Annotated in this window: 14 protein-coding genes and 1 other RNA gene; 7 read left to right on the top strand and 8 right to left on the bottom strand. The window is 71.8% G+C overall.

Annotated elements, in window-relative coordinates; genetic code table 11:
* Nucleotides 1–105: 105 nt before the first annotated feature.
* Entirely contained in the window at nucleotides 106–1278 is a 1173-nt protein-coding gene (locus tag LEL83_RS14960) for an ABC-2 transporter permease (RefSeq protein ID WP_225559405.1), read from the top strand.
* 20 nt (nucleotides 1279–1298) lie between these two features.
* Nucleotides 1299–2087, top strand: a complete 789-nt coding sequence (locus LEL83_RS14955; RefSeq protein WP_225559404.1) for an inositol monophosphatase family protein — start codon at nucleotides 1299–1301, stop codon at nucleotides 2085–2087.
* Here LEL83_RS14955 and LEL83_RS14950 read toward each other — a convergent pair.
* A complete protein-coding gene (locus LEL83_RS14950) occupies nucleotides 2084–3619 on the bottom strand; it encodes an MFS transporter (protein WP_225559403.1) in 1536 nt (511 codons plus the stop codon). The two genes, LEL83_RS14955 and LEL83_RS14950, sit on opposite strands and share 4 nt — an antisense overlap.
* 523 nt (nucleotides 3620–4142) lie before the next feature.
* On the opposite strand from LEL83_RS14950, the gene LEL83_RS14945 reads away from it, so the two are divergent.
* The 5 genes from LEL83_RS14945 (at nucleotide 4143) to LEL83_RS14925 (ending at nucleotide 12512) form a co-directional block, all read left to right on the top strand.
* The gene (locus LEL83_RS14945) at nucleotides 4143–6842 is read left to right on the top strand and encodes a helix-turn-helix transcriptional regulator (protein ID WP_225559402.1); all 2700 of its coding nucleotides are present in this window, start codon (nucleotides 4143–4145) and stop codon (nucleotides 6840–6842) included.
* Between the two features lie 305 nt (nucleotides 6843–7147).
* Entirely contained in the window at nucleotides 7148–8962 is a 1815-nt protein-coding gene (gene glmS / locus LEL83_RS14940) for a glutamine--fructose-6-phosphate transaminase (isomerizing) (protein WP_225559401.1), read from the top strand.
* Between the two features lie 75 nt (nucleotides 8963–9037).
* Nucleotides 9038–9751, top strand: coding sequence for a M50 family metallopeptidase (locus LEL83_RS14935; RefSeq protein WP_225559400.1), 714 nt, complete (start codon nucleotides 9038–9040; stop codon nucleotides 9749–9751).
* 113 nt (nucleotides 9752–9864) lie between these two features.
* A complete protein-coding gene (locus tag LEL83_RS14930; protein WP_225559399.1) occupies nucleotides 9865–11205 on the top strand; it encodes an O-acetylhomoserine aminocarboxypropyltransferase/cysteine synthase family protein in 1341 nt (446 codons plus the stop codon).
* Nucleotides 11205–12512, top strand: a complete 1308-nt coding sequence (locus LEL83_RS14925; protein WP_225559398.1) for an LLM class flavin-dependent oxidoreductase — start codon at nucleotides 11205–11207, stop codon at nucleotides 12510–12512. Before LEL83_RS14930 ends, LEL83_RS14925 begins: the two co-directional genes overlap by 1 nt.
* Before the next feature lie 19 nt (nucleotides 12513–12531).
* Here the strand turns inward: LEL83_RS14925 and LEL83_RS14920 are convergent, their stop codons facing one another.
* The 7 genes from LEL83_RS14920 to LEL83_RS14890 form a co-directional block, all read right to left on the bottom strand.
* Complete coding sequence (locus LEL83_RS14920; RefSeq protein WP_225559397.1) at nucleotides 12532–13458, bottom strand: hypothetical protein; 927 nt, start codon at nucleotides 13456–13458, stop codon at nucleotides 12532–12534.
* Between the two features lie 162 nt (nucleotides 13459–13620).
* Nucleotides 13621–13997, bottom strand: a transfer-messenger RNA (tmRNA) gene (ssrA, locus tag LEL83_RS14915).
* Between the two features lie 96 nt (nucleotides 13998–14093).
* Nucleotides 14094–14570: an SsrA-binding protein SmpB gene (gene smpB / locus LEL83_RS14910; RefSeq protein WP_198656095.1), complete on the bottom strand. Its 477-nt coding sequence runs from the start codon at nucleotides 14568–14570 to the stop codon at nucleotides 14094–14096.
* Between the two features lie 273 nt (nucleotides 14571–14843).
* On the bottom strand, nucleotides 14844–15758 hold the full coding sequence (gene ftsX / locus LEL83_RS14905; protein WP_198656096.1) for a permease-like cell division protein FtsX: 915 nt from the start codon (nucleotides 15756–15758) through the stop codon (nucleotides 14844–14846).
* A complete protein-coding gene (ftsE, locus tag LEL83_RS14900; protein WP_198656097.1) occupies nucleotides 15755–16510 on the bottom strand; it encodes a cell division ATP-binding protein FtsE in 756 nt (251 codons plus the stop codon). The genes ftsX and ftsE overlap by 4 nt, the downstream gene beginning before the upstream one ends.
* A gap of 61 nt (nucleotides 16511–16571) precedes the next feature.
* Nucleotides 16572–17681: a peptide chain release factor 2 gene (prfB, locus tag LEL83_RS14895; protein ID WP_198656098.1), complete on the bottom strand. Its 1110-nt coding sequence runs from the start codon at nucleotides 17679–17681 to the stop codon at nucleotides 16572–16574.
* 165 nt (nucleotides 17682–17846) lie between these two features.
* The coding region (locus tag LEL83_RS14890; protein WP_372454468.1) for a putative immunity protein at nucleotides 17847–18171 on the bottom strand (325 nt) is incomplete at its 5' end.

Below are 18171 nucleotides of genomic sequence, written 5' to 3'. Positions count from 1 at the left end.
CTCCAGCCCGCATCAAGGCGAGGGACACCGGCCGGAGTGCGACCTCACCGGCCCGGGGTGCTCCCGCGTCGACACGGGTGCGGGGGCGTTGTACAGTTGGGCCACGTGTCTGAAGTTGCAAAGTACAACTTTGCGCCGACCGCAGCAGTCGACGCCCCGTCCACGAGCCCGACGACGACGTCGCACGCGCGCCACTCCCCCACGCACGAGTCCCCACGAGCACCGAAGTCCCAGCGCACCGACAGCGTCCTGCTCCCCGCCGGCCTCGGCCGGGTGCTGCGATCGTTCGCCACGCACATCCTCGTCCCGCTGTTCCTGGCGGCCGGCATGGGCCTGGCGTACCTCGGCGCCTTCCACGCCCCCGCGCCGCACGACCTGCCGGTCGGGGTCGTCGGCCAGAGCGCCGCGACGCAGGTGTTCGCACAGACCGTCACCGATGAGTCCGACGGCGCCCTGGTCGCCCACGTCGTCGCGTCGTCCGCCGAGGCCGAACGGCAGGTGCGCGACCGTACGCTCGCGGCCGTGTACGCGCCGACCCCGACGGGCGCCACGCTCTACGTCTCGACGGCCGCGTCGGAGACCACCGCCAGTGCCGCCCAGAAGGTGTTCCTGCCGATCGCGTACGAGCAGCACGTGCCCTTCCGGGTGGTCGACGTCGTCCCGACGGGCGACCAGGACACCACCGGCCAGGGCCTGTTCTTCCTGCTGGTCGCACTGAGCGTCGGCGGGTACGCGTCCGCGATCGCCGTCGCCGCCGTGGCGACGAAGCTGCGGCCGGTGTGGACCGCCGTGGTCGGACTGGCCACCGCGGGCGTCGTCGCGGGCATCGGCACGGTCGTCGCCGGCCCCGTGTACGGCGTGCTCACCACGCACCAGTGGCAGGTGTTCCTGTTCGCCTGGCTGTACGACGCCGTCATCATCGCGCTCGGCATCGGCTTGCACCCGGTGCTCGGCCGCTGGACCACGCCGATCCTGACGATGCTCTTCGTCATGCTCAACTTCACGTCGTCCGGCGGCATCTTCCAGCCGGCGTTCCAGCCGGGCTTCTTCGCCGCGCTGCACACGTTCTGGAGCGGCGCCGCGTGGCTGCAGGCGGCGCAGGACCTGCAGTACTTCCCCGACGCATCGCTCGGGCGGCCCGCACTGGTCCTCGTGCTCTGGTTCGTCGCGGCGGTCCTGCTCGGCGTCGTCGTGCACGGACTCGTCGCCCGGCGCACCCGCATCGCCCGCGAGCGCGAGGTCGGGCCGCTCGAGGAAGAGGAGGTCGTCGCCGCCTGACGACCGGTAGGTTTGCCGACGTGGACCTCAGCGCCGACCTGGACTTCGCCCGCTCCCTCGCCGACACCGCCGACGCGATCAGCCTCGAACGGTTCCGTGCCGCCGACCTGCACGTGTCGAAGAAGGCCGACAGCACGCACGTCACCGACGCCGACCAGGCCGTCGAGCAGGCGCTTCGCCAGCGGATCGCCACCGAGCGGCCCGACGACGCGTTCCTCGGTGAGGAGACGACGGCCGACTCGGGGGCCGAGGCGACCAGTGAAGGCCACCGGCAGTGGGTCGTCGACCCGATCGACGGCACCGCCAACTACCTGCGCGGGGTCCCGGTGTGGGCCACCCTCATCGCCCTGGCGGTCGACGGCCGGCCGGTGCTCGGCGTCGTCAGCGCGCCGGCGCTCGGCAAGCGGTGGTGGGCGGCGGAAGGACTCGGCGCGCACTCGTTCGACGGCCCCCTGCGGGTGTCCGGCGTCGACGAGCTGGCGGACGCGAGCCTGAGCTACAACAGCATCCAGCAGTGGGACGAGGACGACCGGCTCGACGCGCTGGTCGCGCTGTCGCGGAAGGTCTGGCGCACCCGCGCGTACGGCGACATGTGGTCGTACATGCTCGTGGCCGAGGGCGTCCTCGACGTGGCGGGCGAACCGGACCTGAAGCCGTGGGACATCGCGGCCCTCGTGCCCATCGTCGAGGAGGCCGGCGGTCGCTTCACCTCGCTCGACGGTGACCCCGGCGCCTGGCACGGCAGCGCCCTGGCCACGAACGGCCTGGTGCACGACGCCGTGGTCGAGCTCATCCGCCGGGCGGACTAGCCCTCGTGCTGCGCGGCCGGGGCTGACGACCCCTCGTGCCCGGGCGCGGGCGCCGATCGGTCCTCGCGTCGCGCCGCCCGTCGTCGCGCCACCAGGTCCGCACCGGCCAGCACCAGGGCGAGGGCCATCAGCGACACCGTGAAGGTCGTCCCGCTGCGGAACGCGTCGTGGTAGGCGTCGAGCCGGTCGCCGCCGCCGGCACCGGCCGCCTCGCTCCGGACGATCCCGTAGAAGATGCTCGTGGCGACGGCGGTCCCGATCGCCGTGCCGACACGCTGCCCGAGCTGCTGCATCGAGCCGGCCACTCCGGACTGTTCGACCGGGATCTCGGCGAGGGTCAGCGTCTGGTTCGGGGACACGACGAACCCACCGCCGAGTCCGCCCACCAGGAACGCGCCCGCCATCGCCCACGGGGTGACCTCCGGCGGGGTGGCGACCGCGGCGACCATGAGCAGCACGAAGCCGACGACCACCATGCCGAGGCCCGCGACGACGAGTGCGCGGCCGACCCGGTCGACGATCCGTCCGCCCACGTACGACCCGACGGCACTCGTGGCGGCGAAGGGGATGCTCACCATCCCGGCGTACAGCGGCGAGAGCCCGAGGCCCTCCTGCAGGTACAGCGTCACCATGAGGAACGAGGCCGGCAGCGCCGCGAAGTAGACGGCGACGATCGACAGGCCGTTGCGGTACGACGACAGCCGGAACAGCTCGAAGTGCACCACGGGTGACTTCCCCTGCCGCGTGAAGTGCCGCTCCCACAGCACGAACAGCACCAGGAACACGACGAAGCCGACGAGCCAGAACCACCGCGCCGGCGACCCGCCACCACCGCTGGTGAGCACGAACGGCAGCATCAGGGTGACGATCGCGGCACCGAGCAGCAGGATCCCGACGATGTCCAGCTCGCGGTCCTGCGCCTTCCCCTGCACCCCCTTGGGCAGGAGCCGGATCGCGAAGAACAGCGCGGCGACACCCAGGGGCACGTTCATCCAGAACAGCAGCCGCCAACCCGACTCCTCGCCGCCGATCGCGATGAGCCCACCGCCGATGGTCGGTCCGAGCGCCGTCGAGATGCCGATCATCGCGCCGAACAACCCGAACGCCCGGCCGCGCTCCGGGCCACGGAACAGCTGCTGCACGAGCCCGATGACCTGTGGCATCTGGATGCCCGCGGCGAAGCCCTGCAGGATCCGCGTGACGATCAGCACCTCGATGTTCGGCGCGACGGCGCACAGCAGACTCGATCCGGTGAACGCGGAGAGCCCGACGACGAACAGCACACGACGACTCTTGAGGTCGCCGAGCCGACCGGCCGGCACCAGGGCCAGACCGAAGGCGAGCGCGTACCCCGCCACGATGAGCTGCAGCGACGAGCTGGACGCCCCGAGCGACTGCTCGATCGACGGCAGCCCGACGTTGACCTTGGACAGGTCGAGGATGGTGAGCGCCGCGACGGCCACGCAGACGGCGAAGGCCCGCCACCGCGTGCGGTCGTCGAGGCGGGCGTCGGTCGTTTCGGCTTCGGACATCCCGTCCGTGGTACACCGATGCGCTCGGGCACGGTCCGGACCGAGGTGTACCCCGTTCCGTCCGGTCCCCGCCGGGCGACGTCTCCCGACGCGCCGCCCCCCCTCGTCCGTGGCCCCCCGTACTGGGGGCACCGTTGTGGACAGCGTGGCACTGCGGACGGTCGCGACGGCCGGTCCCTGGGTTATCGTGCTCACGACAGCAGGTCACGTGACGCCGAGGATTCCCTAGATCCGACCGCCGAGCAGACCAGCCGTCGTTCGTCCGAAGACCCTAACCCGAGGGGTGATGCAGACGATGACATCATCGTTCCCGAGCGGAACCGAGTGCACCCTCACTCGTCGACCGCATTCCGTCCACGACCGTCCCGGCGCGCGTCCGATCGCCGCCACCCGTCCGCACTCCGTCACGGTCACCCGCCGTGCAGCAGTCCGGACCGCCTCCCCGCGACCCGTCGCTGCGAACACCACGTTCTCCGACGACCTCGTCGCCGCATCCACCTCCGGACCCGGAGGCCGGTGAGTCATGGCACTCACCGGTCGACGTCTCGAGGTCGACCGGATCGCGACCCTCGCAGCACTCCCCAGGGAGTCCGCGATGGTCGTGGTCGGCGACCCCGGCTCCGGACGCAGCAGCGTCCTCGACGCGGTCTCGGACCGCGTCCCTCTCCCCGTCGTCCGGGTCGGGGTCAACGGGAGTGAGTCCCGCTGGCCGCTGGCCGGGGTGACCTCCCTGTTCACCGCGCTCGACGACCCCCGCGCCACGGCACACATCGCCCACCTCATCCAGGCGGGCGGCGCGACGACGGCCGAGCACACGGCGGACCTCGCCGCGGCGCACGACTTCCTCGACGCCGTGCACGCGCTGACCCTGCCGCCGACGCTCGTCCTCATCGACGACCTCGACCGGATGGACGTCGAGAGCCAGGAGCTCATCGCCTTCCTCGCCGGTCGGCTGGCCGGGACCGCACTGCGCCTCGTGGCGTCGGTGCGCACCGTCCCGTCGGACGGCCCGCTCGCGGCGCTGCCGATGCTGCGCATCGAACCGCTGCCGTCGGACGAGGCACTCGCCCTCGCCCGCGCCATGGCACCGGACGAGGCGAACGACGGCGTCCTCGCCGTCCTCGCCGAGGAGACGGGCGGCAACCCCGGCGCGCTCCGCGAACAACTCGCGGTGCTCAGCCGCGAACAGCTCACCGGCGCGGAGCCGATCGTGCTCCCGCTCCGACCGACCCCGACGACCGAGGCCCTCGCGGCACTCGCACTCGGGCGTGCCGCAGGACGCGATCTGGACGTCCTCGCCAAGCTCGCCCTGGTGCCGGTCGCGCGGACGACGGCGTGGGACCGCGACGAACTGGACGACCTGGTCGGCGCCGGGCTCGTGACCGTGCGTGGGCAGAGCGTCACCGTGCGCGATCCGCTCGTGCGGTCGTCGCTCTACTGGCGGATGCCCGCCCGCGAGCGTCGCGCCGCCCACTCCGCCCTCGCCAGCTCGAGCGCGGTGTCTGACCCGCGGGCAGCCGCGTGGCACCGCAGCTTCGTCGACGAGGTCCCCGACGTCGTCGCCCTGCTGCAGGCCGCCCGGTCGTACGTCGCCGACGGCGCCGTGCACGCGGCGACCGCCCTCACCGAACGCGCACTGCACGTCGGGAGCGGCACCGAGGACGAGCACGTCGCGCTCCTGGGCGTCGCGGAGTCGATGCTCGGCAACCGCCTGCTCGGCTTCGCGGCGCGCTACCTCGCCGCGCTCCGTCCGTTCCGGACGACGGCGCACGAGGTCCGTCGACTCCGGCTGCAGTACTCGACCGAGTACCTCAGCGGTGACGCGGTGCACGCGGACGAACTCCTCGTCCCCGTCGACACCACCGACCCCGCCGAGATCGACGCCGTCGCGGGCCTGATGGCCATGGTGGCGTGCTTCCGGGCCGAGGCGTGGGAACTCGACCAGGCGAAGGACCTGCTGCAGCGACTCGAACCCCTCGTGGCGTCGGCGTCCCCGCACACCCTCGAGATCGCCACGACGGCCCGTGAGCTCATCGCCGCCGTCGACGGGGTCCTGCCACCGGACACCGAGCTGCACGGTGGACTCGCCACGTCCGAACTCGTCGCACTGTCCGACCCGGCACTGCTGCTCCTCGCGCACGCGCTGAGCATCGGCGAACGGCACCGCAGTGCGCGGCGGGTGTTCGCGCTCGTCGTGACCCGCGGGCAGGAGTCGTCGCCGGTGTGGACCGAGGCGGCGCGGTACCTGACGGCGGAGAACGAGGTGCGTGCGGGGAACTTCCGGCAGGCACTCCGCGCCATCGACGTCTGGGAGGCCGGTTCGTCCGTGGTGGAGCGGCTGCGCGAACCGTCCCGCGCGATCGCCGTCGCGTGGCGGCACTTCGCCGAGGGCCGGTCGACGGACGCGCTGGACGCGGTCGACCGGTGCCTGCACCACCGGTCGACGAACCGCCTGTGGGGCGCGACGGCACGGCTGTACGCGCTCCGCGGTCGGATCCTGCTGCTCGACGGCCGACTCGACGAGGCGGCGACCGCGCTGGAGGCCGCCGACGCCGTCGGACGGTCGCTGCGGAACCCCGCCGTGCTGCGGCACCTCGGCGACCTCGTCGAGGCCTACGTGCTGCTCGGCCGTGTGGAGGACGCGCGGACGGTCACGGCGCGGCTCGCGGCCGACCACCACGCGCGGCCCGGCCGCTGGGGTGCGCTGGTGCTGGCACGCTGCCTGGCGCTCGTCGCGGACGACACCACGCGGGAACCCGCCCGTCGGCGTGCGATCGAGCTGTTCCAGCCGCACGACTCGCAGTTCGAACGTGCCCGGACCTTCGCGGCGCTGGCCGCCGTCGGCACCCCGGCCGAGCGTCCGCGCCTGGGAGCGGCGGCCGCTGCGGCGTACGAGGCGGCGGGGCTCCGGCGACCGCTCGCCACGCCCGCACCGACCGTCGCCATGCCCCGCTCCGGCGCCGGGGCGTCACTCCGGTCCGCTCCGGTCGTGTCGCCGTCGACCCCCGGGACGCCGCGCAGCGCCCCGGACGCGTCGGCAGTGCTCACGTCGCTGACGGCCGAGGAACGCGCCGTGGTGCAGAAGGTCACCGAGGGGTACCGCAACCGCGAGATCGCGTCGTCGCTGTTCATGTCGCAGCGCACGGTGGAGCTGCGGCTCACGCAGATCTACCGCAAGGTGGGAGCGCGGTCGCGCTCGCACCTGGTCGCGCTGCTCACCTAGTCGACGTGACCACGTGACGGACGGGTGTTGCCGTGCGGTCGTGGTCGGGTGAGGCTTCTCCTGCACCGACCGCCGCGCCCCTCCCCCGGGGGCCAGCCCGCAGACCCTGTCCGGTACCCGACCCTCGTGGTCACCGGGACCGACGTCCGTCCTCGCCTGATCCGTGGACGGCCCTCGCGACCGACCCGAGGACCCGGACGCGCGGCAGACCCGACGGCGGTCGGTGCAGCCCCTGCTCCACCTCCCCCGCTCCACCCCGCTCGACCGCTCCACCCGATCCACCCGATCCACCGAAGGGACAGCCGATGTGCGGCATCATCGCAGCCCGGGTGTCCGACGACGCGACGCCCTACCTGCTCGACGGGCTCGAGCGTCTCGAGTACCGCGGCTACGACTCCGTCGGCATCGCCGTGCGGACCGCCGACGGGCGCACCGAGACCGTCCGGTCGGTGTCCCGCGTCGGCGACCTGCGGGCGCTGGTCGCGGCGCGCACCGGTGCCGCGCTGACCGGCGTCGGCATCGGCCACACCCGGTGGGCCACGCACGGGACGGTGCGCGAGGCCAACGCACACCCGCACGGCGACTGCTCCGGCCGGATCGCCATCGTGCACAACGGCATCATCGAGAACGCCGACCGCCTGCGTGCGACGCTGACCGCACAGGGGCACCGGTTCCGGTCCGAGGTCGACTCCGAGGTCGTCGCGCACCTGGTCGAGCGTGCCCTGGCCGTCGACCCCGACCTCATGCTCGCGGTGCAGATCGCCACGGCGCAGCTCGAGGGGTCGTGGGCGATCGTCGTCCTCGACGCACGCGACGGCCGCATGGTGGCGGCGGCGGACCGTTCCCCGCTCGTCGTCGCACGGTCCGGCCGCGGTGACTTCGTGGCGAGCGACGTCGGCGCGATCGCCGAGTGGTGCGAGACCTTCGTGCCGCTCCGCGACGGCGACGTCGTCGAGCTCGGTGAGGCCTGGTCGTGGACCTCCGGCGGCATCGCGGTCCCGGTGCCCTTCCCGACCCCGGCCCCGTTCGCCGCGGCCGCCCTGGACCTCGGCGACCACACCGACCACATGGCCAAGGAGATCGCCGAGCAGGCCGACGTCGTCGCGACGATCCTGGACCGGGTGGCACGCCGGACCGCCGACGGCAGCACCTGGGTCGGCCTCGGGCTGCCCGGGTTCCACCGACTCGCCGTCGTCGCCTGCGGCACGTCGCTGAACGCGGGCCAGGTGATCGCCACCGCGGTCCGCGGGATCGGCGGTGTGCCCACCGACATCGTGGTCGCGAGCGAGGCCGACCAGGCCGTGCTCGGCCCCGGCACCCTGGTCGTCGCGATCAGCCAGTCCGGCGAGACCGCCGACGTGCTCCGCGCCCTCGACCGCTTCGAGGACCGCCACCCGGTGCTCGCCCTGACGAACAACCTGCACTCGTCGCTCGCCCGGCGCGCCGACGCCGTGCTCGACTGCCACGCCGGACCCGAGATCGGCGTCGCCGCGACGAAGACGTTCACGGCGCAGGTCGTCGTGGGGGTCGCCGCGATGATCTCGGCGATGGTGACGTCGGGGCGCATCGAGCCGTCCCGCGCCCAGGTGCTCGTCGACGAGCTGCTCGACCTGCCCGCCCGGATCGAGCACGCCGCCCGGGTCTCCGCCGACCGGATGCCGCTGCTGGTGTCGAGCGTCAAGGAGGCGTCCGGGTTCCTGTTCCTCGGCCGCGGCGCCGGCCTGCCGTACGCCGCCGAGGGCGCCCTGAAGCTCAAGGAACTCAGCTACCGCTGGGCCGAGGCCTACCCCGCCGGCGAGCTGAAGCACGGACCGCTCGCGCTGGTCGACGACGGTACCCCGGTGGTCGTCATCGACCACGGTGCGCCGAAGATCCAGTCGGCGATCGCCGAGGTCCGGGCCCGCGGAGGCTTCGTCATCACGATCGGTGGCGAGTTCGCAGACATCCCCGCACTCGGCCGCCGTGGCACCGGCGACCTGGCCTGGGGCGACGTGACCGCGCCGTGGGGGCCGCTCGAAGCGGTGGTGCCGCTGCAGCTGCTCGCCCGCGAACTCGCCCTGCAGCTCGGCTGCGACGTCGACAAGCCCCGCAACCTGGCGAAGTCGGTAACGGTCGAGTAATCGAGCGCCCCGGCCCGGGGTGCCGGAGCAGCGGTCGTCGGCGGAACGCTCGGGCGGGGGTGCGATGCTGGTGTCTTGACCACCGCAGCCCCGCCCCTCGTGTTCGTCGCCCTCCTGGTGGGCGCCCTCCTGCCGTTCGTGCCCGTCGTCGGCCGGGTCGCCCGCATCGCCGCGACGATCGCGCACGAGGTCGGCCACGCGATCGTGGTCGTCCCGTTCGGCGGCCGCATCCAGCGGATCGAACTGCACCCCGACGGCTCCGGCGAGGCCTGGGTGCAGCTCGGCCGGGTGCCGGGCGGCGTGCGGTGGCTCGTCCGGATCCTGAACCTGTACGCCGGGTACAGCGCGCCGCTCTGGGCCGGGGTGCTCCTGGTCACCGGCGTGCTGCACGGGTCACGGTGGCTGCCCGTCGTCGTGCTCGCCGTCGTCGGGCTCGTGGCGCTCGCGTTCGTGCGGAACTGGTTCGGGCTGCTCGTCGTGCTCGGCTTCGACGTGCTCGCGCTCTGGGTGGCGCTCCGCCCGTCCGAGACGACCGTGCTCGTGGTCGCCGCCGTCGGGGCGTTCTTCGTCGTCGACGGCCTGCGCTCGGTGGTGCAGGTCGCACGGTGGCTGCTCACCGGGGCCCGGGTCCGGACGGACTTCCACATCGCGGCCGACGAGATGCGGGTACCGGCGACCCTGTGGTTCGTGCTGTTCGTCGTCGTGAACGGCGTCGCCGTCTGGCTGGCGCGCGGGCCGCTGCTCGAGGTCTGGGACACCGTCGCCGCCGGGGTCCGCGCCCTCGTCTGATCCCGGCGCCGACCCGGTACGGCGCGCTGCGGTCGCGTAACCGGACGCCACACGCCGCACTGCGCGGGTGCGGGCTGCGAGGCTGTCCGGCACACGATCCCCGGAGGTGCCCCATGGCGAACGACGTCCTCGGCTTCACGACCGAACAGGTGCACGGCGGCTTCCTGCCCGACGCGGCCCACGGCGCCCGGGTGCCCGCCGTGCACATGTCCTCCGGGTTCCTGTTCGACGACTTCGACCAGGCCCGCGAGCGGTTCGCCGGCACCGACGACGGCTACACGTACACACGCCTCGGCAACCCGACGAACGCCGACGTCGAACGCCGGGTCGCCCTGCTCGAACACGGTGTCGAGGCGATCCTGGTCGGCAGCGGGCAGGCGGCCGCCACCGTCGCGTTCCTCGGGCTGCTGCAGGCCGGAGACCACGTCGTGAGCGCCCGGAGCATCTACGAGGGCACCCGCGGACTGCTGGTGCAGAACCTGGGCCGGCTCGGCATCGCGGTGGACTTCGTCGCCGACGGGCGTGACCTCGACGCCTGGGCCGCCGCGGTCCGCCCGGAGACGAAGGCGTTCTTCGCCGAGACGATCCCGAACCCCAAGAACGACGTGCTCGACATCACCGGGGTCGCCGAGACCGCGCACCGCGCCGGCGTCCCGCTCGTCGTCGACAACACGCTGGCGACGCCGTACCTGGTGCGCCCCGTCGAGCACGGCGCCGACATCGTCGTGCACTCGGCGTCGAAGTTCCTGTCCGGGCACGGCGCCGGTCTGGGCGGGGTGGTCGTCGACGGTGGCCGGTTCGACTGGTCCGCCGCACCCGGCCGGTGGACGCACCTGACCGGTCCGGACCGGGCGCTCGGCGGCGCGAGCTACGTCGAGCGGTTCGGCGACCGGGCCTTCGCGGCCTACGCACGCGACGTCGTCGCAGCGCGGATCGGTCCGACACCGTCGCCGTTCAACGCGTTCCTGCTCCGCCAGGGCATCGAGACGCTGTCGCTGCGGGTGGAGCGCCACAGCGCGAACGCGCTGGCGGTGGCGCAGTGGCTCGAGCACCAGCCGGAGGTGACGAGCGTCGACCACGCGGGTCTCGCCTCCAGTCCGTCCCACGACCTGGCCCAGCGGTACCTGCCGCGCGGAGCCGGGTCCGTCTTCGCCTTCACGCTCGCCGGTGGCGAAGCCGCCGCGCAGGCGTTCATCGACGGCGTCGAGCTCTTCAGTCGGATGACCCACCTGGGCGACGTGCGATCCCTGATCCTGCACCCGGCGAGCACCACGCACGCCGGCCGGACCCCGCAGGAGCGCGCCGAACAGGGCATCGACGACGGGTTGATCCGGCTGTCCGTCGGCATCGAGGACGTCGCGGACCTGCTCCGCGACCTGGAGCGCGGGTTCGCCGCCGTGCGGTCCGCGGCGCCCGCCATGCGGACGGACCACGTCGTGGGCGAGGTGCGCTAGTGGCCGAGCTGCAGCACTTCGGGTACTTCTTCTCGCGCGGGTTCGGCCCGCAGGCGTGGGGTCGCTCCGACTGGGACTGGGGGTACGACTGGACGAAGCCAGACCTGTACCAGCAGTCCGTCCGGACCCTCGAGCAGGCCGGCATGGACCTGGTCGTCGCCGAGGACGCCGTGTCCCTCGGCAGCCCCGCCACCCTGGACCTGCGGATGCGACAGGCGTACGGCGGCCCGAAGCACGACCCACTGCTGCTCGCGCCGTACCTGTTCGCCGCCACCAGCCACATCGGCATCGCCCCCACCGTGAACGCCGGCATCACGCCGCCGTACCTGGCCGCACGACAGTTCGCGACCCTGGCGCACCTGTCCTCGGACCGGTTCGGCATCAACGTCGTCACCGACGTCGGCAGTGCCCGGCACGCCGGCCTGCCGCCGCTGCCGCACGACCGGGCGTACGACCGTGCCGAGGAGTGGATCACCCTGATCCGTCGGCTCTGGCACTCGTGGGGGCCTTCCGGGTACATCGGGGAGCCGTCGGGCTGGAGGTTCGCCGACGGTGACGCCCTCGACGCGTTCCACCACGAGGGCGACTTCTTCACCGCCGACGGTCCGCTCAACGCGCTGCCGCTCGACTCGGACCCGGTGGTCGTCTCCCCCGGTGGTTCCGGGCGAGGACTGGCCTTCGCCGGGACCCACTCCGACGTGCAGCTCGCGCTCGCGCCGCTGTCCGCCGCAGCCGTGGCGGACCACCGAGCCGGCGTGGTCGCCGCAGCCGAGGCCGCCGGGCGGTCTGCCGCGGACATCCGGGTGCTGTTCGTGCTGAAGCCCGTGGTCGTGGCATCGACCGAGGAAGCCGACCGGCTCGTCGCCGCGTCCGAGCACCCGTCCGACGATGCCCTGCGCGCGGCCGCCGTCGCGTGGTCGAGCGACTCGGAGACCGACCTCCTCGCACTCGACCTCGATGCGCCGGTGCCGGACGGGACCTTCGGCGAGCACGTCTCCGCCGGCACGATCCGTGGGCTGCTCGGCAACACCCCGGACGCACCGCTGCGTGAACTGCTCACCCGCAAGGCGCGGCTCGGGCGGATCGACTCGCGGTCCGGCCTGGTCGGGACCGCGGACGAGTTCGCCGACTACATCGAGGAGCTCGGCAGCGACGCGGACAACGACGGGTTCCTGTTCTCGGGCGACCTGCACCCGGCGCAGGTGCACCGGATGCTGGGCGACCTGGTGCCCGTGCTCCGGCGCCGTGGGCTCCTGCGGCGGGAGTACGGCGCCGGAGGGGTGCGGGGGAACCTGTTCGACTTCTAGGCGGGTGAGCGGCGGCGGGTCACTGCTTCTTCTTGGCCTGCTTGGCCTTCTTCTTGTCCTGCTTGTCCTTCTTGTCCTGCTTGTCCTTCTTGTCCTGCTTGTCCTTCTTGTCCTTCTTGTCCTTCTTGTCCTTCTTGTCCTGCTTGTCCTTCTTGTCGTGCTTGGGCTTCTTGTCGTGCTTGCCCTTCTCAGGCTTGTCGTGCTTGTCGTGCTTGCCCTGCTCGTCGGGCTGCTCGGTCGTCGGCAGGGGCAGGACGGGGGCAACGATGTCGGCCCCGTCGTCCGGCTGCGCGCCGTCGACCGGCTGCGTGCCGTCATCCGGCTGTGGCACCGCGTCGAGCGCCGGGGCACCGTCGCCGTCCCCCAGGATCACGGCCGAGCCACCGTCGAGCTCGATGTCCACCGCCTGCTCCTCGAGCACCGGGGCCAGCGCGTCAGCGACCCGCTCGACCGTGAGCACCGCATCGGCCTCGGCGAGTCGCAGCAGCGCCTGTGCCGTCCGGACACGCGTGGTGGTCCGTCGGGCGAGCACGTCGGCGCGCGCACCCTGCAGGAACGCGCGCAGCGACCGTTCGACGGCGGAGCGCCCTCGGGGTGCGGCGCGGTCCAGACGGTCGAGCTCTCCGGCGACCCCGGACACGTCGTCGGCGACGTGCTCGTGCCGCACCGCCTCGATCAGCGCCGCGATCGCTGCCGCCGCCCGCTCGACGTCGGCGGAGCGCTGGTCCATCACGACGAGCATCTCGACCACAGAGCCGTACGTCGCCGTCTCCAGCCGCACGGGCTCGGCGCCACGGCCGCGGACGACCAGACGAGCCTCGGGCGTCGGCAGCCAGGTGGCGAGGGCGGTCACGGTCGCGACGGACCCGACGAGCCGTTCGTACTCGGCGAGCACCACTCGTTCCTGCGCTCGCAGACGGACTCGGATCGCGATCTCCTGCACCACGTGGTGACCTCTCCTTCGGCTCCGACGCCGAGGGATCTCTCGGCGCCTGCCCCGGAGCGTAGTCCTCGGACACCGTGGAACAGCGAACGCCCCGACACTGTCCAGGGACGGTGTCGAGGCGTTCGTGTGGCAGAGCGTGACAGCGGTCCGGCGTCCGGCGAATGGTGGAGATGGGGGGAATCGAACCCCCGTCCATCGCTGCAATTCGACGTCTTCTACGGGCGTATCCGGATGATTCGTTCTGCTCGGCCCCGTCCTTTGCTACCGGCTTCTAGGACGACGGGCCCAGTCTCAGTGCGAGTCCCGCACGGCCCTGAGGCGCAACCGTGCAGCAAGTCCTCTGGATGACGCCGGGATCAGGTTAGGGGACGGTCACCTGGCCGACGGACTTCATGTGCTGGGCTGCTTACGCAGCGAGAGCGAAGTCAGTGCGCTTGGAATTGGCACTTGTTGTTTTCCACGGATCGTTCACGAGATGACCGTGGGTCCTCGGCCCGCTTCCCGTCGGCACACAGGCAATGTCGAAACCGATCATCCCCATGCGGGCCGGAACGTGCGAGCCGCTGTCACGCTGTTGAATTGCCAATGCCCCGATCGGAGCAGTCCCTCAGTCTAGCCGAGGTGGTGCGTCGGCGCTACTCCCCGACGCGGTTCCGGGTGCGCATGGCCCGTTCGGCCTCACGCTTGTCGGTCTTCTCGCGCAGCGCCTGGCGCTTGTCGAACTCGCGCTTGCCCTTCGCGACCGCAATCTCGATCTTCGCCCGGCCGTCGTGGAAGTAGATCTGCAGCGGCACGAGCGTGTAGCCGCCCTGTGCCGTCTTGTGCGAGATCTTGATGATCTGCTGCTTGTGGAGGAGCAGCTTGCGCTTCCGACGCGGCGAGTGGTTGTTCCAGGTGCCCTCGGTGTACTCGGGGATGTGGACCGCGTCGATCCAGGCTTCCCCGCCGTCGATGAACGCGTACCCGTCGACGAGCGACGCACGCCCCATCCGCAAGGACTTCACCTCGGTGCCGGACAGGACCATGCCGGCCTCGTACGTGTCCTCGATCAGGTAGTCGTGCCGTGCGCGACGGTTCGTCGCGACGATCTTCTCACCGCGTTCCTTCGCCATGTCGACTCCTCTCGATCGCGGGCACTGCGCTGCGCAGCCCTACAGACTACCCAACACGAGCGGCGCCCCGCACGTTCCCGGCGCGCCGGCGTCGATCGTGCACGGTGCCGGGGCCCGAGCCGGCGGTCCGTCGCGCACGGACCCACGCGCTGAGCGACACCTCACGCGTCGATCGCGCCGTGATGTGTCGCCCAGCGCGAAACCAAGCCCCCGGCAATCGGCACCCGGCCCGAGCACCCGGCACCCGCCCCGAGCACCGGGCCGGCGGGCGCGTCAGACCTTCAGGTAGCGCCGGATGGCGATCGACGCGGACACCGCCGCCAGCAGCACTCCGATGACGATCACCGCGGGCACCACGACGGCCGCGTCCCCCATGCCGATGAACGCCGTGCCGGTGAACCGCTCGGCCAGGAAGTTCCGGACGAAGAACCACACCACGGCGGTGATCGCACCACCGGCCAGGACGGCCCCGATGGCGGCGGCGATCACCCCCTCGAGCACGAACGGTGTCTGGATGAACCGGTTCGACGCACCCACGAGCCGCATGATGCCGAGCTCGCGCCGTCGACTGAACGCCGACAAGCGGATCGTCGTCGCGATGAGCAGCACCGCCGCCACGAGCATGAGCGCCGCGATGCCGATGGCCGTGTACGACGAGGCGTTGAGCAGGTTGAAGATCGGTTGCAGGTACCCGCGCTGGTCGACGACGCTCTGCACGCCGGCGACCTTCGACAGGCTCTCGACCAGGACGTCGGCCTGCGACGGGTTCTTCAGGTTCACCCAGAAGGTCTCGTTCAGGTACTCGGGCTTGACGAACTCCGTCGCCGCGGAGTCCTTGAACTGCTCCTTGAACCGGGTGAACGCCTGGTCCTGGTTCTCGTAGTACGTCTTCTCGATGTACGGCTTGAGCGTCGACGACTCCAGCTGCGCCTGGATCTGTTCGCGCTGGTCCGCGGTGGCCTTGGCGCCGGTGCAGTTGCCGGTGGTGTCGGTGTCGGTGCACAGGTAGACCGCGACCTGCGCCCGGTCGTACCAGTACCCCTTCATCTGGTTGATCTGCATCTGGAGCAGGATCGCGGTGCCGACGAAGGTGAGCGAGATGAAGGTCACGAGGACGACGGACACGACCATCGACGCGTTGCGCCGCAGGCCCGAGCCGACCTCGGACATGACGAGCCCGAGCCTCATCGGATGAGCCCCGGGATCGTCTGGATGCCGGTGGTGTTCGACACGGTGCCCCGCTGGATCGGCACGGCCTGGGTCTGGTACCCGCCGGACTGCTCGTCACGCAGGACGGCGCCGTTCGAGAGCTCGATGACCCGTCGCTGCATCTGGTTCACGATGCTGGCGTCGTGCGTCGCCATGAGCACGGTGGTGCCTCCCTGGTTGATGCGTTCGAGGAGCGCCATGATGCCGGCGGACGTGGTGGGGTCCAGGTTGCCGGTGGGCTCGTCGGCCAGCAGGATCGCCGGCTTGTTCACGACCGCGCGGGCGATGGCCACGCGCTGCTGCTCACCACCGGAGAGCTCGTGCGGCATGCGGGTCGCCTTGCCGGCGAGGCCGACCAGCTTGAGCACGTCGGTGACGGCCTCGCTGATGAAGCCCTTGCTCTTGCCGATGACCTGCAGCGAGAACGCGACGTTGTCGAACACGTTCTTGTTCGGCAGCAGCCGGAAGTCCTGGAACACCACGCCGAGGTTGCGGCGGAAGTACGGCACCTTCCGCGACGCCAGCGCCCCGAGGCGCTGCCCGAGCACGTGGATCTGCCCACGCGTGGGCTTCTCCTCCTTGAGCACGAGGCGCAGGAAGCTGGACTTGCCGGAGCCGGACGCGCCCACGAGGAACACGAACTCGCCCTTGAGGATCTCGAGGGTGAGGTTGTCGAGCGCCGGACTCGGGTTGCCCGAGTAGACCTTGGTGACCTGGTCGAATTTGATCATGACCGGATCAGGGTAGGTCGCCCCGCTCGGAAAACACGCCAGGCGCGCGGCTCGCGACGCCCTACTCGGCGGCGGATTGCTTGCGCCAGCGGATGCCCGCGTTGATGAACCCGTCGAGATCGCCGTCGAACACGGCTGAGGGGTTGTTCACCTCGTGCTCGCTGCGGAGGTCCTTGACCATCTGGTACGGCGCCAGCACGTAGGACCGGATCTGGTCGCCCCAGCTCGCCGTGATGTTGCCGGCGAGCTCCTTCTTCTTCGCGTTCTCCTCTTCCTGCTTGAGGAGCAGGAGCCGCGACTGCAGCACGCGCATGGCGGCTGCACGGTTCTGGATCTGCGACTTCTCGTTCTGCATCGACACGACGGTGCCGGTCGGGATGTGCGTGAGGCGCACCGCGGAGTCGGTCGTGTTGACCGACTGCCCACCGGGGCCGGAGGACCGGAAGACGTCGACGCGGATGTCGTTCTCGGGGATGTCGATGACGGCCGTCTCCGGCATGAGCGGGATGACCTCGACCGCGGCGAACGACGTCTGCCGCTTGCCGGCGGCGCCGAACGGCGACATCCGGACCAGGCGGTGCGTGCCGGCCTCGACCGACAGCGTGCCGAACGCGTGCGGCGCGTCGACCTCGAAGGTGGCGGACTTGATGCCCGCCTCCTCGGCGTAGGACGTGTCCATCACGGTGGTCTTGTAGCCGTGCTGCTCGGCGTACCGCAGGTACATCCGGAGCAGCATCTCGGCGAAGTCGGCGGCGTCGACGCCACCGGCTCCCGCGCGGATCGTGATGACGGCCGGGCGGTCGTCGTACTCGCCGTCCAGGAGCGTCTGCACCTCGAGGTCGCCGATCATCTTCTGGATCGACTTCAGCTCGGCGGCGGCCTCGTCGGCGGACTCCTGGTCGTCGCCCTCGTTCGCCATCTCGACCAGGACCTCGAGGTCGTCGATGCGCTGCTCGGTGTCGGTGATCTTCTTCAGCTCCGACTGCCGGTGCGAGAGCGCGCTCGTCACCTGCTGTGCGTGGTCGACGTCGTCCCAGAGGTCCTGGGCCCCGGCCTGCTCGCTGAGGTCGGCGATCTCGCGCTCGAGACGGTCGACGTCGACCACCGAGCGGATGTTGCCGAAGGTCTCGCGAAGGGCGGAGAGCTGCTCGGTGAAGTCCAGTTCGACCATGGTCCCCGATCCTACCGGCGCGACCGACCGGTCGGCGCCGCGGTCGTCCGGGAGGCCCGGCGCACGCCCGCCACGTCGGTCGCGGTCGTGCGCCGCGCACCACTCCCCCCACGCCCCGTCGACCGGCCGGGTCGCGTGTCCGGTCGGCCAGGTGACGCCGGGCCGTCACCGGGCCGCCGGTGGTCCTCCGTGGCCGAGCGCGTCCTGGAGGCGACGGATGTGTGCGCCGAGGGCACCCGACGCCAGCAGCCCCGGCCCCAGGGGTCCCGACCGGTCCTGTCCGAGGGGTGGCAGGCGCCGGAGCGCTGCACGGACCGGGTCGCTCATCGCGTCGAGCTGCCACGCGAGTTCGTCGTCGCCGTCGCCCTCCCCGCCCCCGGTGGCCAGGTCGACTGCGCGGGCGGCGTAGGCGGCCGCACCCAGTGCGTGGGCACCCATGTGCGCGACGCCGGATGCCTGCCCCGCCGCGCGGGCCGCCGCCCGTCCCGAC

The sequence above is a fragment of the Curtobacterium oceanosedimentum genome (assembly GCF_020297365.1).
In the GTDB taxonomy this organism is placed as follows: domain Bacteria; phylum Actinomycetota; class Actinomycetes; order Actinomycetales; family Microbacteriaceae; genus Curtobacterium.
Note: the sequence above shows the minus strand (reverse complement) of the source record. Positions and strands in the feature narration are given on the sequence as shown.